17 protein-coding genes and 1 pseudogene are annotated in these 17,553 nt (G+C 73.7%); 14 read left to right on the forward strand and 4 right to left on the reverse strand.

Features of this window, described 5'->3' with window-relative positions:
- The 4 genes and pseudogenes from Q0116_RS09720 to Q0116_RS09735 all read left to right on the forward strand — a co-directional run.
- Positions 1-439, forward strand: a pseudogene (locus Q0116_RS09720) (permease); the annotation flags it as partial.
- A 90-nt stretch (positions 440-529) separates the two neighbouring features.
- Positions 530-1,543 carry a PHP domain-containing protein gene (locus Q0116_RS09725; RefSeq protein ID WP_297887425.1) on the forward strand — a complete coding sequence of 338 codons (1,014 nt, stop codon included), beginning with the start codon at positions 530-532 and terminating at the stop codon, positions 1,541-1,543.
- A 76-nt stretch (positions 1,544-1,619) separates the two neighbouring features.
- Complete coding sequence (gene glp / locus Q0116_RS09730) at positions 1,620-2,858, forward strand: gephyrin-like molybdotransferase Glp (protein WP_297887427.1); 1,239 nt, start codon at positions 1,620-1,622, stop codon at positions 2,856-2,858.
- On the forward strand, positions 2,855-4,858 hold the full coding sequence (locus tag Q0116_RS09735) for a molybdopterin biosynthesis protein (protein ID WP_297887429.1): 2,004 nt from the start codon (positions 2,855-2,857) through the stop codon (positions 4,856-4,858). The genes glp and Q0116_RS09735 overlap by 4 nt, the downstream gene beginning before the upstream one ends.
- On the opposite strand, the gene Q0116_RS09740 is transcribed toward Q0116_RS09735, so the two are convergent.
- The 3 genes from Q0116_RS09740 to Q0116_RS09750 form a co-directional block, all read right to left on the reverse strand.
- On the reverse strand, positions 4,828-5,289 hold the full coding sequence (locus tag Q0116_RS09740) for a PaaI family thioesterase (protein WP_297887431.1): 462 nt from the start codon (positions 5,287-5,289) through the stop codon (positions 4,828-4,830). The two genes, Q0116_RS09735 and Q0116_RS09740, sit on opposite strands and share 31 nt — an antisense overlap.
- Positions 5,290-5,363: 74 nt before the next feature.
- Entirely contained in the window at positions 5,364-6,341 is a 978-nt protein-coding gene (locus Q0116_RS09745; RefSeq protein ID WP_297887433.1) for a hypothetical protein, read from the reverse strand.
- Positions 6,338-8,014, reverse strand: a complete 1,677-nt coding sequence (locus tag Q0116_RS09750; protein WP_297887434.1) for a histidine kinase N-terminal 7TM domain-containing protein — start codon at positions 8,012-8,014, stop codon at positions 6,338-6,340. Before Q0116_RS09750 ends, Q0116_RS09745 begins: the two co-directional genes overlap by 4 nt.
- A gap of 143 nt (positions 8,015-8,157) precedes the next feature.
- On the opposite strand from Q0116_RS09750, the gene Q0116_RS09755 reads away from it, so the two are divergent.
- The 8 genes from Q0116_RS09755 (at position 8,158) to tgtA (ending at position 15,478) form a co-directional block, all read left to right on the forward strand.
- The gene (locus tag Q0116_RS09755; RefSeq protein WP_297887436.1) at positions 8,158-8,868 is read left to right on the forward strand and encodes a lipoate--protein ligase family protein; all 711 of its coding nucleotides are present in this window, start codon (positions 8,158-8,160) and stop codon (positions 8,866-8,868) included.
- Between the two features lie 66 nt (positions 8,869-8,934).
- Positions 8,935-9,333 (forward strand): 30S ribosomal protein S6e, encoded by a 399-nt coding sequence (locus Q0116_RS09760; protein ID WP_297887438.1) that lies wholly within the window; start codon positions 8,935-8,937, stop codon positions 9,331-9,333.
- Positions 9,334-9,343: 10 nt separating this feature from the next.
- Positions 9,344-9,811, forward strand: a complete 468-nt coding sequence (locus Q0116_RS09765; protein ID WP_297887440.1) for a hypothetical protein — start codon at positions 9,344-9,346, stop codon at positions 9,809-9,811.
- Between the two features lie 97 nt (positions 9,812-9,908).
- Positions 9,909-10,994 (forward strand): Lrp/AsnC family transcriptional regulator, encoded by a 1,086-nt coding sequence (locus Q0116_RS09770; protein ID WP_297887442.1) that lies wholly within the window; start codon positions 9,909-9,911, stop codon positions 10,992-10,994.
- 52 nt (positions 10,995-11,046) lie between these two features.
- The gene (locus Q0116_RS09775; RefSeq protein ID WP_297887444.1) at positions 11,047-11,721 is read left to right on the forward strand and encodes a bifunctional precorrin-2 dehydrogenase/sirohydrochlorin ferrochelatase; all 675 of its coding nucleotides are present in this window, start codon (positions 11,047-11,049) and stop codon (positions 11,719-11,721) included.
- A complete protein-coding gene (hemA, locus tag Q0116_RS09780) occupies positions 11,718-13,058 on the forward strand; it encodes a glutamyl-tRNA reductase (protein WP_297887446.1) in 1,341 nt (446 codons plus the stop codon). The genes Q0116_RS09775 and hemA overlap by 4 nt, the downstream gene beginning before the upstream one ends.
- Before the next feature lie 102 nt (positions 13,059-13,160).
- Positions 13,161-13,931: a Nif3-like dinuclear metal center hexameric protein gene (locus Q0116_RS09785; RefSeq protein WP_297887449.1), complete on the forward strand. Its 771-nt coding sequence runs from the start codon at positions 13,161-13,163 to the stop codon at positions 13,929-13,931.
- A 68-nt stretch (positions 13,932-13,999) separates the two neighbouring features.
- Entirely contained in the window at positions 14,000-15,478 is a 1,479-nt protein-coding gene (gene tgtA, locus Q0116_RS09790; protein WP_297887452.1) for a tRNA guanosine(15) transglycosylase TgtA, read from the forward strand.
- 108 nt (positions 15,479-15,586) lie between these two features.
- Here tgtA and Q0116_RS09795 read toward each other — a convergent pair whose 3' ends face one another.
- Positions 15,587-15,919 (reverse strand): uS10/mL48 family ribosomal protein, encoded by a 333-nt coding sequence (locus tag Q0116_RS09795; RefSeq protein WP_006113449.1) that lies wholly within the window; start codon positions 15,917-15,919, stop codon positions 15,587-15,589.
- Positions 15,920-16,092: 173 nt separating this feature from the next.
- On the opposite strand from Q0116_RS09795, the gene Q0116_RS09800 reads away from it, so the two are divergent.
- Together Q0116_RS09800 and Q0116_RS09805 are read left to right on the forward strand one after the other, a co-directional pair.
- Positions 16,093-16,539, forward strand: coding sequence for a bis(5'-nucleosyl)-tetraphosphatase (locus Q0116_RS09800; RefSeq protein ID WP_006113450.1), 447 nt, complete (start codon positions 16,093-16,095; stop codon positions 16,537-16,539).
- Positions 16,540-16,621: 82 nt separating this feature from the next.
- Positions 16,622-17,553: DUF5787 family protein (locus Q0116_RS09805; RefSeq protein ID WP_297887460.1), on the forward strand; the 932-nt coding region annotated here is incomplete at its 3' end.

The following is a 17,553-nucleotide window of genomic DNA, read 5'->3' on the forward strand; positions in this document are numbered from 1 at the left end:
GGCCGGCGCGGGCGGTGCGGGCACCGCCGACGGCGCGGCGGCGACCGCGACCGACGCCGACGGCGAGACGGTCACCGAGGAGTCCGTCCGCGCCGACATCGAGCGCGAGCTGGATGACGCCGAGCTGACGTGGGGCGGCGTCGAGCGCTCCGAGACGCGCCGGCTCGAACTGAACACGAGCGCGGTCGACGAGGCGGACGTCGACACGGAGCAGCTCTCGGGATCTGCGACCGAGACGCGGACGACCTCCGGCACGGTCAACGACGCGGTCTCGGAGCTGAAGGGGCTCCAGGGCGGCGAGGCGAAGACCGACAGCGGGCAGGGGACGGACGACCAGGCCGCGAAGCTCCGCGAACTGCGCGAACAGCAGCGGAAGGAGGCCGAGGAGGCGGACGAGGACGGCTCGGTCGTCGACCGGATCAAGGGCCTGTTCGGCTGACGTGGGCGCCGCTAGCGACCGGAGACGCGGGTGCGAGCACCGGCCGCCGGCGATCGCCCATTTATATGTCTCCCGCCGCGTAGTCCGAGCGTGTCCCGCGTCACCGTCAGCATCGACCCCCACGTCCACTCCGAGGGGAGCTACGACGGCCACGAACCGGTCGAGCTAATCTTGGAGCACGCGGCCGAGATCGGGCTCGACGCGGTCGTCATCACCGACCACGACGTGATCCGGGAGTCGAAACGCGCCGCGGAGATCGCCTCCGAGTACGGCCTCATCGGCATCCCCGGCGTGGAGGTGTCCACCGCCCACGGCCACCTGCTCGCGATCGGCGTCGAGCGGATGCCCCCGCGGGGCGAGTCGTACGCCGACACGGTCCGCTGGATCCGCGACCGCGGCGGCGTCGCGATCGTCCCGCACCCGTTCCAGCGCTCCCGCCACGGCGTCCGCCAGCGCAACATCCCGACGCCCGGGCCGGCCGACGAGACCGTCGACGAGGCGACCGATGCGGAGGCGACCGACGGGGGGTCGGTCGGTGCGGAAGGCGGCAAGACGGAGGCGGCGGACGGCGGGGCGGTCGGTGCGGCGGCGACGGACGGCGCGTCGACAGAAAGCGTGTCGGCGACCGGTCCGGAACCGGAGCCGAAGCCCGCCGCGCCGGTCGCCGAGGTCGACGCGATCGAGGTGTTCAACGCCTGGCTGTTCACCGGGTATCGCAACCGGCGCGCGCGGCGGTTCGCGGCCGAGCACGGCTACCCGGGCGTCGCCGCGAGCGACGCGCACCACCTCCAGTACGTCGGGCGGGCGTTCACCGAGCTGGCGATCGAGGGCCGCGAGTCGGCGAGCGAGGTCACCGCGGACGACGTCCTCGGGGCGATCCGGCGCGGCACGACGACCGTCGACGGCCGGCGCGCGCCGATCCGGATGGCGGCGAAACACTACGTCGGCGCGGCCGGGCGCCGGTCGGCGTACTACGCGCGGACCGGCGCGGAGAGGGGCGCGCGCGCCACCGTGCGGACCGCGACCGACGGGCTCGTCGCGGCGAAGGTCGCCGCGCTCCAGTCGATCCACCGCACCCGGCGGTTCCTCTCTTGGTTCGCCTGACGCGTCGCGTCGGCCCCGCCGAGCGACGGCTGCCGCGGAGAACGGGGTTTTTGCCCGCGGCCCCGAAGGGTAGCGTATGAGCCACGACAGACGCGAGTCCGGGTTCAAGCGACGGACCCGGGTCGCGGAGGCGAGGGCGACGCTGCTCGACGCCGTCGCGCCGCACGACCGGCGGGAGTCGGTCCCGGTCGACGCGGCCGACGGGCGGGTCGTCGCCGAACCGATCGACGCCCCCGCGCCCGTGCCGGGGTACGACCGGGCCGCGATGGACGGGTACGCGGTCCGCGCGAGCGACACCTTCGGGGCCGGCGACCGATCGCCGGCGGTCCTCGCGGCCAAGGCCGCCGGGGCGGACGCGGTCGCGCCCGGCGAGGCCGCCCGGGTCCACACCGGCAGCGCGGTCCCCGATGGCGCCGACGCGGTCGTGATGATCGAACAGGTCGAGACCGTCGGCGACGACGTCGAGGTGTTCGACGCGGTCGCGACCGGCGAGAACGTCGGCGAGGCCGGCGAGGACGTGGCGGACGGGCAGCGCCTCTACGAGGCCGGCCACGTCTTGCGCCCCTCCGACCTCGGCCTGCTGCGCTCGGTCGGCCTCGACAGCGTCCCGGTCCGCGAGCCGCCCGAGGTCGCCGTGATCCCGACCGGCGAGGAGCTGGTCGAGTCCGACCCGGGACCCGGCGAGGTGATCGAGACGAACGGGCTCACCGTCTCTCGCCTCGTCGAGCGCTGGGGCGGCGAGCCGCGCTACCGCGACGTCGTCACCGACGACCACGCGGCGCTGCGGGAGGCCGTCGCGGCCGACCTCGACGCCGACGTGGTCGTCACCACCGGCGGCTCCTCGGTCGGCGAGCGCGACCTGCTCCCCGAGGTCGTCGACGACCTCGGCGAGGTGTTGGTCCACGGCGTCGCGCTGAAGCCGGGCCACCCGGTGTGTCTCGGCCGCGCCGAGGGGACGCCGATCGTCTCGCTCCCCGGCTACCCGGTCGCGTGTATCGTCAACGCGGCGCAGTTCCTCCGGCCCGCCATGAAACGGGCGGCCGGGACCGACGCGGACCCCTTCCCGACGCGGCGCGCGACGCTCGACCGGAAGGTCGCGAGCGAGCCCGGCGTGCGGACGTTCGCGCGGGTGTCCGTGTCCGACGAGGACGGGGGAGACGACGCGCTCCCGACCGCGACGCCGACTCGCGCGAGCGGCTCCGGCATCCTCTCCAGCGTCGCGCTCGCCGACGGCTGGGTCGTCGTCCCCGAGCCGCGGGAGGGGATCGACGCCGGCGAGCCCGTCGACGTCGAGCTCTGGGAGGTGACGCCGTGAGCGACCGCAAGGAGTTCCGCGAGCTCGCCGAGCCGGCGGCCGCCCGCGAGGCCATCGACTCGCTCGACCTCTCGCCGCCCCCGGAGACGGTCCCGCTCGCGGACGCCCGCGGCCGGGTCCTCGCCGAGCGCGTCGACGCCGCGATCGACGTCCCGGGGTTCGACCGCGCCTCGATGGACGGGTACGCGGTCCGCGCGCGGGACACCTTCGGCGCCGACGAGGCCGACCCGGCCGAGCTCGACCTCGTCGGCGCGGTCCACGCCGGCGCGGCGCCCGACGTGACCGTCGAGCCGGGCACCTGCGCGGAGATATCCACGGGCGCGGTGATGCCGGACGGGGCGGACGCGGTCGTGATGGTCGAGCGGACGGACGAGATCGGCGCGGACGGCGACGACGGCGGCGACGCCGACCCCGCCCGGATCGCGGTCCGCACGTCCGTCGCGCCGGGCGATCACGTGATGACCGCCGGCACCGACATCGCGGCCGGCGCCCGCGCGCTCGGCCCCGGAACGCGGCTGACGCCCCGCGAGATCGGTCTGCTGTCCGCGCTCGGCGTCGACGAGGTCCCGGTCGAGGGGCGGCCGCGGGTCGGCATCGTCTCGACCGGCGACGAGCTGGTCCGCCCGGGCGAGGCGCTGAACCCGGACCGCGGGGAGATCTACGACGTGAACTCGACGACGATCGCCGCCGGGGTGGCGGAGGCGGGCGGCGAGCCAGTCCTCTACCCGCACGCCGGCGACGACTACGAGGAGATGGAGCGGCTGCTGCGCCGCGCGGCCGACGAGTGCGACCTCGTGCTCTCCTCGGGGTCGACCTCGGCGAGCGCTGTCGACGTCATCTACCGCGTGATCGAGGCGCGGGGCGACCTCCTCCTCCACGGCGTCGCCGTCAAGCCCGGCAAGCCGATGCTGATCGGGCGGCTCGACCGCTCCGCGGACGGCGACGTCGACGGGGACGACGCCCCGGCCGGCGAGTCGGCGTACGTCGGGCTCCCCGGCTACCCGGTGTCTGCGCTCACCATCTTCCGGACGTTCGTCGCGCCCGCGATCCGCGAGGCCGCCGGCCAGCCCGAACCGGCCACGGCGACCGTCGAGGGCCGGATGGGCGTGAGCGAGCGGTACGCGGAGGGCCGCCTGCGGCTGATGCCCGTCGGCCTGCTCGACCTGGACGACGGCGACCGCCCGCTCGTGTACCCCGTCGACAAGGGCTCGGGCGCGACGACGAGCCTCGTCGAGGCGGACGGCGTCGTGGCGGTCGACCCGGACACGGAGTACCTCGACGCCGGGGAGGCGGTGTCGGTCGACCTGTTCTCGCCGGACGTGCGCCCGCCGACGCTGCTGGGCGTCGGCGAGGACGACCCCGCGCTCAACCGCCTGCTGGACCGCCTCGCGAACCCGCGGTACCTCGCCGTCGGCTCGCGCGAGGGGCTCCGCCGCCTGCGCGACGGCGTCCCGGACGTGGCCGTCACCGCGGGCCCGACCGACCGCGACGTCGACGCCGAGCCCCTCGGCGGGTGGACTCGCGAGTGGGGGCTCGTCGCCCCCGACGGGAACCCCGAGGAGGTGACCGGGCTCGCGGACCTCGTCGACCGCGACCTCCGCTTCCGGAACCGCCCGACCGTCTCGGGCCTCCGGCGGAGCCTCGACGCCGCGCTCGACGACCTCGCGGACGAGCGCGACGCCGACCGCCGCGACCTCGCCGAGGCGGTCGACGGCTACGAGCGCACCGCGAAGGCGTTCGAGAGCCCGGTCCGCGCGGTCGCCGCCGGCGACGCCGACGTCGGCCTCGGGCTCCGCGAGACGGCCGAACGGCTCGGCTGCGCGTTCGTCCCGCTGGGCGAGCAGTCCGTCGTCGTCCGCGCCGCCGCCGACCGCGTCGACCGCGATTCGGTCGCGGCGCTCGCGGCGGAACTCGGAAACGGCGGCGACGGCGACGGCGGGATCGACGCGATCCTAAGTGACCTCCCGGGCTACTCGCGGAACAGTCGGAACGACCCCTGACCGACGACGACCTCGCCGCGGTCCCCGTCGACCCCGCTGGTGACGGTCATCTCGCTGACGCCGATGGAGCCGCCGGCCCTGACCACCTCGGCCTCGGCCCGGAGGTCGCCGGTGGCGGGCCGGAGGTAGTTCGCGTTGAGGTTCACGGTCGCCACCCCGCCGTCGAGCGGGTCCTCGAACGTCGTGCGCTGCGCGACGCCGCCGGCGGTGTCGATCAGCGTCGCCGCGACGCCGCCGTGGATCGTCCGCCCGTCGGTGTTCGTGAGCTTCTCGTCGAAGGGGATCGACAGCACCACCCGCCCGCGCTCGACCGTCTCGACCGACGTGTTCAGCCACGAGAGGTAGCCGTGTTCGTCCTCCAGCTTCCGCTCGACGAAGCCCTTCGCCGCGTCGGGAAGGGGGTCCATCTCCGCGATGTCCGTCTGATCCATGTCCCGCCGGTCGTCCCGAGACGGTTTGTACCCCCCGGAAACGCGCGACAACCGGCGGTCGATTGACCGACGGCTCACCCGACGCCGAGCCGGATCGGGTCGTCGCTGGGGACGACGTCGACCGTCACGGACTCGCCGATCGAGAACTCCCGGTCCGGACAGACGACCTTGACGCCGAACCGGTCGCCCCGGGCCGCGAACAGCGAGAGCCCCACGACGCGCTCGCCGTTCGCGAGGACGTCGACCGGCTCCCACTCGATCCGCGGCGCGCCGGCCCCGTCCGCTCCCGCGCCGTGTTCCGTCGCGGTCCCGACGCGAGTGCCGAACAGCGAGACCGCGTCGCCCGCGTCGAGCGCGGCGGGCTCTAGTCCGGCCGTCGAGGCCGACTCGGAGCCGACCTCGAACGCGCCGCCCCCCGCGTAGTGCGTCGCCCCGCCGTCGAGCGGGACCCCGTCGTCGCTCGCGAGCGCGGCGAACGACCGCTCGCCGCCGTCGCGTCGCGGGCCGTCGAGGACCACGTGGGTCGGGCCGCGCTCGACGACGCTCCCCGTCCCGTCCCACGCGACGGGCTCGACGGGGGCGTCGACGGCCACCGGGAGCGATCCGCTGGCCCGGAACGGGTCCGCGTCCGGCGGCCGGAAGCCGAGGTGGACGTGGTCGTCGACCCACTGGCCGAAGAAGCCGGACCGCGTCGTCGGACCCAGCGCGTCGCCGACGGCGACTCTGTCGCCGGGCGACACCTCGGGGATCACGTGGAGGATCCGCGCGACGGTCCCGGCGGGGACGCCGGCGCGGGCGCACCACTCGTCCGCGAGGTCGACGACGATCAAGTGGTCCTCAGGGGCCGCGTACGGGCGGTCCGGGCAGCCGACCGTCCTGACCGCGCGGACGATCCCGGCGACGGGGGAGCGCCCGACGCCGTCGCCCGGGTACAGGTCGACCGCGCGGCCGCGGCGGTGGGCGGGGTACGGCGAGTTGAACCGAGAGAACTTCTCGTACCGCTCGACGACGCCCGCGGGGAGCGCGACGGTCGGCTCCGGCGCGTCGGTCACGGGTCGGCGACCTCCATCCCGCCGACGACGAACCGCGCGCCGCCGGCGTCGGACTCGCCGACCGAGAGCGTCCACCCGTGGGCCTCGACGATGTCGCCGACGATGGCCAGCCCCAGCCCGGTGCCGCCGCCGAGCGACACGCCGCGCTCGGTCACGCGCTCGCGCTCCTCCGGCGGGATCCCCGGGCCGTCGTCGCCCACGGCGACCGCGACGCCATCGGCCTCGACGGCGACGGAGACGGTGACGCGCACGTCGTCGCCGCCGTGTTCGATCGCGTTGCGGAACAGGTTCGAGAGCAGCTGTTCGAGCCGGTCGCGGTCGGCGAGCGCGGTCGCGTCGCCCTCGACGCGCAGCGTCGCCTCGCCGGTCTCGAGCCGTGACCAGACACGCCTGACCGTCCCGTCGAGCGAGACGCGATCGAGCTCGTCGACCGTCTCGCCCGCCGTCGCCAGCGCGAGCAGCCCCTCGATCATGTCGTCCATCCGCTCGTGGGCGTTCGCCGCCCGGTCCAGCGCGCCGTCCGGGTCCTCGCCGCGCTGGCGGGCCAGCTCGACGGCCGCGGACGCGGCGGCGAGCGGGTTCCGCAGGTCGTGCGAGACGACGCCGGCGAACTCCTCCAAGCGCTCGTTCTGGCGTTCCAGCTCGGCCTCGCGACGTTCGAGCTCCGTCTGTCGCCGCTCCCGGGCGGTCACGTCGCGGAGGAGGAACACGTGGCCGCGGTCGGTCCCGCGCGGGTCGGTTATCGGGTTCTCCTGGATGTCGAACTGGCGGTCGCCGATGGCGATCGGGTGTTCGACGCCGGTCTCCAGCCGCGGGAACACCTCGGACAGCGACGAGCCGACCGCGTCGGACGGGAGGATCGTCTCGGCGGCCGGGTTGAGGTCGCGGATCCGCCCGTCGGAGCCGGAGACGATCACGGGGTCTTGCATCACCTCGACGGCGGTGTCGCGCGCGACGACCGCGGCGTCGAGGGTGCCGAGCCAGAAGACGGTGCCGTAGAGGAACACCCCGTGGACCACGAACGCCGTCGGCAGCCACGAGAGGTGCGCGTAGCTCCCGACGTCGACGAACGTCGCGACGCCCGCCAGGAACGGGAACAGCGTCCCGAGCAGGACGACGAACGTCTGGAGGCGGTAGCGGTTCCCGGTCCGCTCGTAGAGGTCGACGACGAGGAGCGCGCCGGCGACGCACAGCGCGAACGCGAGGAGGACGTACGCGCCCCCGACGGGGCCCAGTCCGTAGCCGAGCAGCGTGAACGGCCCGTCGACGACGGGGGTCACGGGGCCGCGGGCCAACCGGTGGGTCGCGCTCGACCACGCGAGGAGGACCCAGACGAACGCCGGGGTCGCGAGCGCCACGATCCGGTTCTCCGTCCGCCAGCGGTCGTGGCCCGTGAACGCCAGCGCGAACAGGATCCAGAGGACCGGGAGCGCGCCGACCAGCGGCGTCGCCAGGTTGAGCGCGACCCGCATCGCGACCTCGCCGGACGCGGCGATGCGGAGGGCGTACAGCAGGGAGATGCCCCCGCCGCAGAGCAGGTAGAGCGCGACCTCGAGCCCGCCCGGCTGGTCGCGCTCCCGCCACGCGACCCGGCCGAGCCAGAGCCCGATGACCCCGGCCAGCAGGCAGGCGGTCAAGTACGCTTGGACCGGCAGCGCCCCCAGATCGCTCATCGATACCTGTACCACTTCCACGCCCGACAAAACAGTTGTGTCACGCGGTCGCGGCCAGTCGTCCCGACTTTCGGGACGGGCCCGTCGGGCGTTCGGTCGGGACCGACGCAACTGGCTAGTGCGTCCCCGCCCTCCCTCAGGCCATGCGCGTGTACCGCGGCGAGTTCGAGACGCCGGCGGCGGACCGGGAGCCCGTCGCGGAGCTGTTGGCGGCCGCGGCCGACGACGCGGCCAGCGTGCGCGTCACCGCGCCGCCGCGACAGGTCGCGTTCGGGCGCCGCGACGCCCGCGAGCCGGGGTTCGACCGCGCGAAGCGAGCGGCGCGCGACGCCGGGTTCCCTCCGGTCGAGCGCGACGTCGGCGGGCGCGCGGTGGCGTACACCGGCGAGACCCTGTCGTTCGGCGTCGCGGTGCCGACCGGCGACGGTCGCGGGTCGATCGACTCCCGGTACGAGACCGCGGTCGAGACGCTCCGCGACGCGCTCCGCGAGTCGGGGGCCGACGTGGTGCGCGGCGAACCGTCCGCGTCGTTCTGCCCGGGCGACCACTCCCTGCGGGTCGCCGGCGGCGGCAAGGTCGCCGGCCTCGCGCAGCGCGTCCGCGCCGACGCGGCGCTGGTCGCCGGCGTCGTCGTCGTCTCGTCGGCCGACGCGACCGCGATCGCGAGGGTCACCGAGCCGGTATACGACGCGCTCGACCTGCCGTTCGATCCGGACTCGGTCGGGAGCGTCGCCGACGCCGGCGGCCCGGACGATCCCGACGCCGTCGCCCGCGCGGTCGAGACCGCGTTCGTCGAGGGGCCGTGGGGAGACGGCGAGCGCCGCATCGTCCGCGTCGACGGGGCAGCCGACTGAGCGCGCCGCGCCGCGCGGTTCCGACGTTTCGACGTGCTTTTTATGCGCGGGAGTCTGCGTTCGGGCATGGCCGAATTCAAAGTCGTCGTCGCCGACCCCGAGACCGGCGAGACGTTCCAGCGAGAGGTCGACGGACAGGACGCCAACCGATTCCTCGGTCGCGAACTCGGCGACGAGATCGGCGGCGACGCCCTCGGGCTCTCCGAGCACACCATCGAACTCACCGGCGGCTCCGACGAGACCGGCCGCCCGATGCGCGAGGACGTCTCTGGCACCCGCCTGAAGGAGCTCCTCTTGGAGGGCGGCGTCGGCTTCGAGCCGTCCCGCGAGGGCGAGCGCAAGCGGATCACCGTCCGCGGCCGCGAGATCGACGACGACATCGCGCAGATCAACGCGAGCGTCGTCGACGGCGACGGCGACGTCGCCGCCGCGCTCGGCGAGGGCGACGCCGAAGACGACGAGTAACGGCGGCCGGATGCCTCGCGTTCCCTCCGACGGCGAGGACGTTTGCTCCGTTCGCGTCTCGCTCGCCCGCAGCGGCGGCACTCGCCGCCCGTGCGTCAGGCTCCCGGCCGACGACGCGCTGGACGGGCGCGTCGAGTCCGGCTCCTGCGACGCGCTCGGCGTGAGTCAGGGGGACCTGATCCGCGTCGCGTTCGACCGCGAGGAGCACCACGCCCGGGTCGCGGCCGACTCGCGGGGCCGGCTCCTCCGGGGCGCGTTCGACAACCGCCGCCTCGCGCGCGAGGCCGGCGCGGGGACGAACCGCCTCACCGACTGGCTCGACGCGAACGACCGTGGGCCCGACGACACCGTCGTCCTCGACGTGGTGGTGCCGGGCGAGCTGTACGGGCTCCGGATCCCCGGCGAGCGGACCGTCTACGACGCGAACCGCGGCCCGCGCTCGTCGCTCGCGGACATCGCCCGCGACGTGGACGGGTAGTCCCCGGAGCGCGTCGGGCGTCGCCCGGGTTCTCCCCGCCGCAGCGGTGCGGCGGCAGGTCGGATCGCTTATTCTCGCTCGGCTCCCATATCGCTCCATGCAGGAGGTCGACGCGGATCTGACGGCGCTCGACCGCGCGATCATCAACGCGTTCCAGGGCGGCTTCCCGGTCGTGGAGCGTCCCTTCGACGCGGCGGCGGCCGCGCTCCGGGAGCGCGGCGTCGACGTGACGGGGCCGGAGCTCGCCGAGCGCGTTCGCGAACTCGACGAGGAGGGGATCCTCTCGCGGTTCGGCGCGCTCGTCAACGCCGAGGAGATCGGCGGGGCGGCGTCGCTCGTCGCGATGCACGCGCCCGAGGACCGCTACGAGGCGATGGCCGACACCGTCAACGAGTTCACCGCGGTCGCGCACAACTACGAGCGGGAACACCCGCACCTCAACATGTGGTTCGTGGTGAGCGTCGCGGACCACCCGGACCCCGACAAGGACGGGGACGACCGGGTCGAGGAGGTGCTCGCGGAGATCGAGGACGCGACCGGACAGGAGACGTACAACCTCCCGAAGGTCCGCGAGTTCCACGTCGGCGCGAAGTTCCTCGTCGACGGGCCGGTCCCGGAGGGCGACGTGGACCTGTCCGACCTCGGCCCCGAAGTGACGTCGAGCGGCCGCGACACGCTCACGCCCGAGGAGCGCGACCTCGTCGTCGAGATCCAGGGCGGGCTCCCCGTGACCGAGACGCCCTACGCCGACGTCGCGGCCGCGATCGACGCGGACGTGGAGTGGGTGCTCGAGACGATCAAGCGGTTCGACGCGGAGGGGAAGGTGCGCCGGGTCGGCGTCATCCCGAACCACTACGCGCTCGGCTACACGGAGAACGGGATGACGGTCTGGGACGTCCCCGCGGACGCGCTCGACGAGGTCGGCCCCGTCGTCGCCGACTTGGACTTCGTCACGCACTGCTACGAGCGCCCGCGCCACGCCGGCGTCTGGGAGTACAACTTCTTCGCGATGACGCACGGCCGCACGGAGGCCGAGAGCGAGCGGCGGATCGCGGAGGTCAGGGACCTGATGGACGACTACTGGGACGTCGGCGCGGACGACTGGGACACCCTGTTCTCGACGCGCATCCTCAAGAAGACCGGCATCCGCATCGCGGACCGGGCGGACAGCAACACGGCGTGACCCGCGCCGCGACCGCGACGGCACCGCGGACCGCGCTCCGTGGAGGCCGGTCGTGACCCCGCTGTACCACGACCTCTCGGGCGAGACGGTGGTCGTGTTCGGCGGCGGGTCCGTCGGCGCGCGGAAGGCCCGCGGCTTCGACGAGGCCGCCCGCGTCGTCGTCGTCAGCCCGGCGTTCGACGAGCGGTTGCTGTCGCTCGCGGCCGGCGGCGACGGAGACCGCGACGGCGCGGTGGAACTGGTCCGCGCCGCGCCGGAGGCGGGCGGCGTCGCCGAGTGGATCGACCGACTCGCTCCGGCGTTGGCGGTCGCCGCGACCGACGACGCCGCGGTCAACGCCGCCGTGGAGTCGGCCGCGCTCGACAGGGGTATCCTCGTCAACCGGACTGACGTCTCCGGGGGGCGCGACCCCGGGAGCGTCGTCGTCCCCGCGACGGTCGAGGACGACCAAGTGACCGTGGCGCTGTCGACGGGGGGAACGAGCCCCGCGCTCGCGAAGGCGCTGCGCGAGCGGATCGAGGCCGAGATCGAGGGCGCCGGCGCGATGGCCGCCCTCTCTGGGGAGATCCGCGAGGAGCTGAAAGCGGCCGACGTGCCGCCGGAGAAACGCCGGGAGGCGGTCCGGCGCGTTGTCAGATCCCGGGGGGTTTGGAAGGGTTTACAAAAGGGGAGATCTTACGGACGGCAAGAGGCCGACACCGTGATCGAGGAGGTACTCGACCGATGAGAGAGACGGGTGCGATCGCCGGCGTGAGCGTCGCCCACGCCGACGCGACCGTCGACGAGATCGAGGCCGCCGGCGGCGACGGCGTCCGAGCGACCGTCTCCGACCTGCTCGCTCGCGAAGGGGTCGAGGAGGCGTTCGCGGTGCAGACGTGTAACCGCTCGGAGGCGTACGTCGTCACCGACCGCACCGTCGACGGGAACACGGCCCTGTCGACGTTCGCGCCGGACGTCCGCGGCGGCGCGGTCCGCCGCCTCGACCACGAGGAGAGCTTGGAACACCTGATGCGGGTCGCGTCCGGGCTGGAGTCGCTCGTCTTGGGCGAAGACCAGATCATCGGACAGCTGCGGGAGGCCTACGAGGAGTCGAAGTCCGCGGGCGGGATCGGTCCGGTGCTCAAAGACGCCGTGACGAAGGCGCTCCACGTCGGCGAGCGCGCGCGGACGGAGACGTCGATCAACGAGGGCGTCGTCTCGCTCGGCTCGGCCGCGGTCCGGCTGGCGGCCGGCGAGATCGACCTCACCGACGGCTCGGCCGTCGTCGTCGGCGCCGGCGAGATGGGGACGCTCGCGGCCCGGGCGCTCGACGACACGCCGGTCTCCGACATCGTCGTCGCGAACCGCACCGTCCCACACGCGGAGTTCGTCGCCGAGGAGGTCGACACGCCCGCGGAGGCGGTGTCGCTCGCCGACCTCCCCGCGGTGATCCCCGACGCCGACCTCGTCGTCACCGCGACCGGCAGCCCCGACCTCGTCGTCCACCCGTCGTACGTCGACGCCGCCGGCCGGGTCGTCTGTATCGACATCGCGCAGCCCCGCGACGTCGACCCGGCGGCCGGCGCGCGCGAGGGCGTGACCGTCTACGACATCGACGACCTCGAAGACGTCACCCAGCGGACCAGGGAGAGCCGCGCCGCGGAGGCGCGCGAGGTCGAGTCGATCATCGACGACGAGCTCGACCGCATCCTCGAGGCGTACAAGCGCAAGCGCGCCGACGACGCCATCTCGGCGATGTACGCCGGCGCGGACCGCGTGAAGGCGCGCGAGCTCGACCGCGCGATGTCGAAGCTGGAGGCGCAGGGCGACCTCACGGACGAGCAGCGCGAGACGGTCGCCGACCTCGCCGACGCCCTCGTCGGCCAGCTGCTCGCCGCCCCGACGCGCTCGCTCCGCGACGCCGCCGGCGAGGACGACTGGGAGACGATCCGCACGGCGCTCCGGCTGTTCGACCCCGACTTCACGCCCACGGCGGGCGAGGGGGTCGAGTCCGACGCCCCCGACGCCGGGGTCGGCGCTCCGGACGCGGTCCCGGACTCGGTCGCCGAGGAACTCGACGACTGAGCGCCCGGACTTCCCGCCTCGACGTTCCCAGCCACGCCCGCCCCGACTTTTCGACCGCGCTCGCTCCGCGCCCTTTATTCGCCGACGCACACACCGGCCCGTATGAAGCTCTCCGAGTACGTCGACCGACTCGACGAGGAGCTCGACACGGCCGCGTACGCCGACGTCGACGCGAGCGCGAACGGGTTACAGGTGGGTCCGGACGACGCCGAAATCGAGCGCGTCGCGTTCGCGGTCGACGCCGCGGCGGCGACCATCGAGGCCGCCGCGGACGCGGACGTTCTCGTCGTCCACCACGGCCTCTCGTGGGGCGGCATCGAGCGCGTGACGGGGCGCGTCCACGACCGGATCGCGGCGCTCGTCGAGAACGACCTCGCGCTGTACGTCTCCCATCTCCCGCTCGACGGGCATCAGGAACTGGGCAACGCCGCCGGCGTCGCCGAGGAAGTCGGGCTCTCCGACCGCGACCCCTTCGGGGAGATGGGCCCGGTCACGATCGGGACGATCGGCGAGGCGGCCGAGCCGCGGTCGGCGGCCGCGATCCGGGAGACGCTCGACGGGTTCGAGGGGCAGCCGGCCGGCGAGGCGTCGCCCACGCGCGTCCTCGACTTCGGGCCCGACGAAATCGAGCGCGTCGCGGTCGTCACCGGCTCCGGGGTCGACTGGCTCGACGAGGCGGTCGCGGCCGGCGCGGACGCGCTGATCACCGGCGAGGGGAAACAGCAGGTATACCACGACGCCCGCGAGGCCGGAGTGACCGTGTTCCTCGCCGGCCACTACGCGACGGAGACGTTCGGCGTCCGCGCGCTGGAGTCGCTGACCGCCGACTGGGGCGTCGAGACGACGTACCTCTCGCACCCGACCGGGCTGTAAGTCGCTCGCGAGCGGGCCCGCTCGCCGCCGAACGCAACCCTTACCGCTCGCGTCCGCGCAGTCGGGGTATGCGCGATCACTTCGAGATCCGGGACCACGACGCCGCCGGGCGGATCGGGCGGCTGACGGTCCCGCGCGCCGACGTCACGGTCGAGACGCCGGCGCTCCTGCCCGTGGTCAACCCCAACGTGCTCACGATCGAGCCCGAGCGACTCCGCGAGGAGTTCGGCGCGGAGATGCTGATCACGAACTCCTACATCATCCGCAGCACCGACCGCATCCGCGAGCGCGTGGTCGACCAGGGGCTCCACGAGTTCCTCGGTTTCGACGGCGCGATCATGACCGACTCCGGCTCCTTCCAGTTGGCCGAGTACGGCGACATCGACGTGACGACCGAGGAGATCATCGAGTTCCAGCGCCGGATCGGCAGCGACGTGGCGACCCCCGTCGACGTGCCGACGCCCCCGGACGCCGACCGCGAGCGGGCGGAGCGCGACCTAGAGACGACGAAGCGGGCGCTCGCCGACGCCGAGGCCGCCGAGACCGGCGAGATGCTGGTCAACGGGCCGGTCCAGGGGTCGACGTACGCCGACCTCCGCGAGGAGGCGGGGCGACACGCGGCGGGGACCGACCTCGACGTGTTCCCGGTCGGCGCGATGGTGCCGCTGCTCAACTCCTACCGCTACGCCGAGGTGGTCGAGGCGGTGCGCGCGGCGAAGCGCGGGCTCGGTCCGGGCGTGCCGGTCCACCTGTTCGGGGCCGGCCACCCGATGATGCTGGCGCTCGCGGTGGCGGCCGGCTGCGACCTGTTCGACTCGGCCGCGTACGCGCTGATGGCCCGCGACGGCCGCTACCTGACCGTCTCGGGGACGGAACACCTCGAAGACCTCGACTACTTCCCCTGCTCGTGTCCGGTCTGCGCCGATCACACGCCGGCCGACCTCCGCGGGTTCGGCGACGGCGAGACGGAACGGCTGCTCGCCGAGCACAACCTCCACGTCACCTTCGAGGAGCTGCGCCGCGTGAAGGAGGCGATCCGCTCGGGGACGCTGCTCGAACTGGTCGACCGCCGCGCGCGGGGCCACCCGGCGATGCTCGACGGCTACCGGGCGCTGCTCGACCACGCGGACGAGCTGGAGCGGACCGACCCCGGGTCGAAGGACGCGTTCTTCTACACCTCACAGGAGGCGGCGCGCCGTCCGGAGGTGGAGCGACATCACGACCGGGTCGCCCGGTTGGCCGCGCCCGAGGACCTCCTGCTCACCGAGTCGAAGGCCCCGTCGGACCACGTGTACGACGCGGTGTGGCGCGTGAAGCCCCCGTTCGGGCCGTACCCGCCCGCGCTCTCGGAGACGTATCCGCTCACCGCCGAGGTGCCGGCGCGAACCGACGACGCGGCGGAGGTCGCGGCCGCGGCGGGCGTGGCCGCGCTCGCGGCGTCGAACCCGGAGACGGCGATCACGCTCGGTCACGACGCGTGGTGCGACGCCGCGCTGGCGCGGCTGCCGGACCGCGTCGAGACGGAGAACCTCCGCACGCTCGGGTGAGGGGCGGCCGCTCGACTGACCACAGCTACCGCTCGGCGGGGGAGACGCTACGCGAAAAGCGAACCGCAGCCGTGACCGTCCGCCCGTCGCTTCGGGGCGTCGGCGCGTTCAGTCGCGTCGGTGGCCGAGCGGCTTCTTCTGGTCGACTTCGACCTCGACGTGGATGGAGTCGGGAAAGTCGCGGCCAACGACGGCGCGCGCGATGTCGTCGGCGCCGTGGATCTCCATCGAGCGCCGGTACACGTCGTAGCGCCACGGCGAGAACTCGTCGCCGGCGGAGAGGTTCTTGTACAGGGGCACGGTGACGCGCTCGGAGGGGCTCGCGTGCGGGCCCTTACACTCCGCGCCCTTGCGTTCGATCGTCTCCTTGAGCTCCTGGACGGTCTCGACGAGCACGTCGCGGTCGCCGGACGCGAAGTCGAGTTTCGTGACGAAGGTCATGGCTGGGGGTCGTGCGTGAATGGCCCCCGGAGCGGTAAAAACGCATCTACCCGCGCTCGGCGCGTGCGACCGCGTCGCGAATCCCGCCGCGAAACCGGTCGACGCGGGGGAGTCGGCGAGACCTGTCCGGGAGTCCGACACGCTCTTTAGGGGTGATCGCTTACCTGCGGCCAATGACGGTCGAAGCGACCAGTGCCGGAGCCATCCTCTTCCGCGATACCCGCGGCGAACGGGAGTACTTACTCCTGAAGAGCCGACCGGGGGACTGGGAGTTCCCCAAAGGCGGGGTCGAGGGGGACGAGGAGCTCCAGCAGACGGCGATACGGGAAGTCGGCGAGGAGGCCGGAATCGAGGATTTCCGACTGATCGACGGGTTCCGCAAGGAGTACGACTACGTGTTCGAAGCGAACGGGAAGACCATCCACAAGACGGTTCACCTGTTCATCGCTCGCTCGTTCGAGGCGAGCGCCGAACTCTCGAAGGAACACCGCGACCTCCAGTGGCGCGATTACGACCAGGCGATCAACACGATCACTCAGGACGGGCCGCGCGACATCCTCGAAGAGGCCCACGGCTTCCTCGACGAGCGCAAGGACGAGGAGGAAGACAAGTACGTTTGAGCGGCGCGCGGGCGACCCGCCGACGCCGGACGCTCCCCCCCGAACGGTCCGCTTTTGTCCGGGGCCAACGACAGTTCGACCAGTGACGCCCGACGCCGAGTTCGGCTACGAGCTGTTGGTCTGCCGGTACGCCGAGCTGGCCTGGCACCCGAGCGAGGGGCCCCGTCCCGCGCTCGTCGCCCGCCAGCTCGGCACGCAGGCGCGCCGCTGGGACACGGTCGTGATCGAGGTCGAGCCGACGGCGTTCGAACGGCGGCGCGCGTTCGGCGAGCGGACGATCGACTCCGACCTCCTCCACGTCGTCCGGGGCGCGCCCGCCGAGTGGGCGTGGTACCGCGACGCGCTGCCGGACCCCGGCTACCCGTGGCGCTACGTCCGGCAGGCCGTCCACCGGGCCGCGGGCCGCGACCTGATCGAGAAGCGCCGCGACGGCAACCGAATCGAGATCCGCCGGGTGCGGCCGTACCCGGACTGGGTCGAGCGGATCGTCGCGGTCGAGAACAAGCCGGACCTCGACCGCTCCGCGGCCGACCGCCTCGCCGAACAGCTCGACCACGACATCGAGACCGGGCTCGCCGACGAGGCGTGGCTCGCGACCGAGACGACCGGCGAACCCGTCGAGCCCGCCCTCCTCCGCGAGCTGCCCGTCGAGGCGGGGATCCTCGCGACCGACTTCTCCGCGGGCGTCGACGCCGACGCGGTCGACGTGGCCTGGCACCCGAGCGACCTCGCGCCCGGCTCGGGCGTGCGCCGCGACGCCGAGACGGAGACGCTCCGCCTGGAGATCGCCGAGCGCGCCTACGGGAAGGGGTGGCGCTCGTTCCACGACACGATGCGCCCGGACTGCCGACACTTCGAACTCCGCCGCGAGGGGCGCGCGCTCGTCCCCTACTGCGCGGCGAAGGGGAAGGTGCCCACCGCGCGGGAGTGTTCGGGCTCTTGTCCACAGTTCTCGCCGGAGCCCCCGCAGTGGCGCACGAAGGGGTGGCCGATCGAGGGCGGCCCGGGGAAGGG

It is taken from the genome of uncultured Halorubrum sp., from assembly GCF_937146585.1.
Classification (GTDB): Archaea; Halobacteriota; Halobacteria; order Halobacteriales; family Haloferacaceae; genus Halorubrum; species Halorubrum miltondacostae.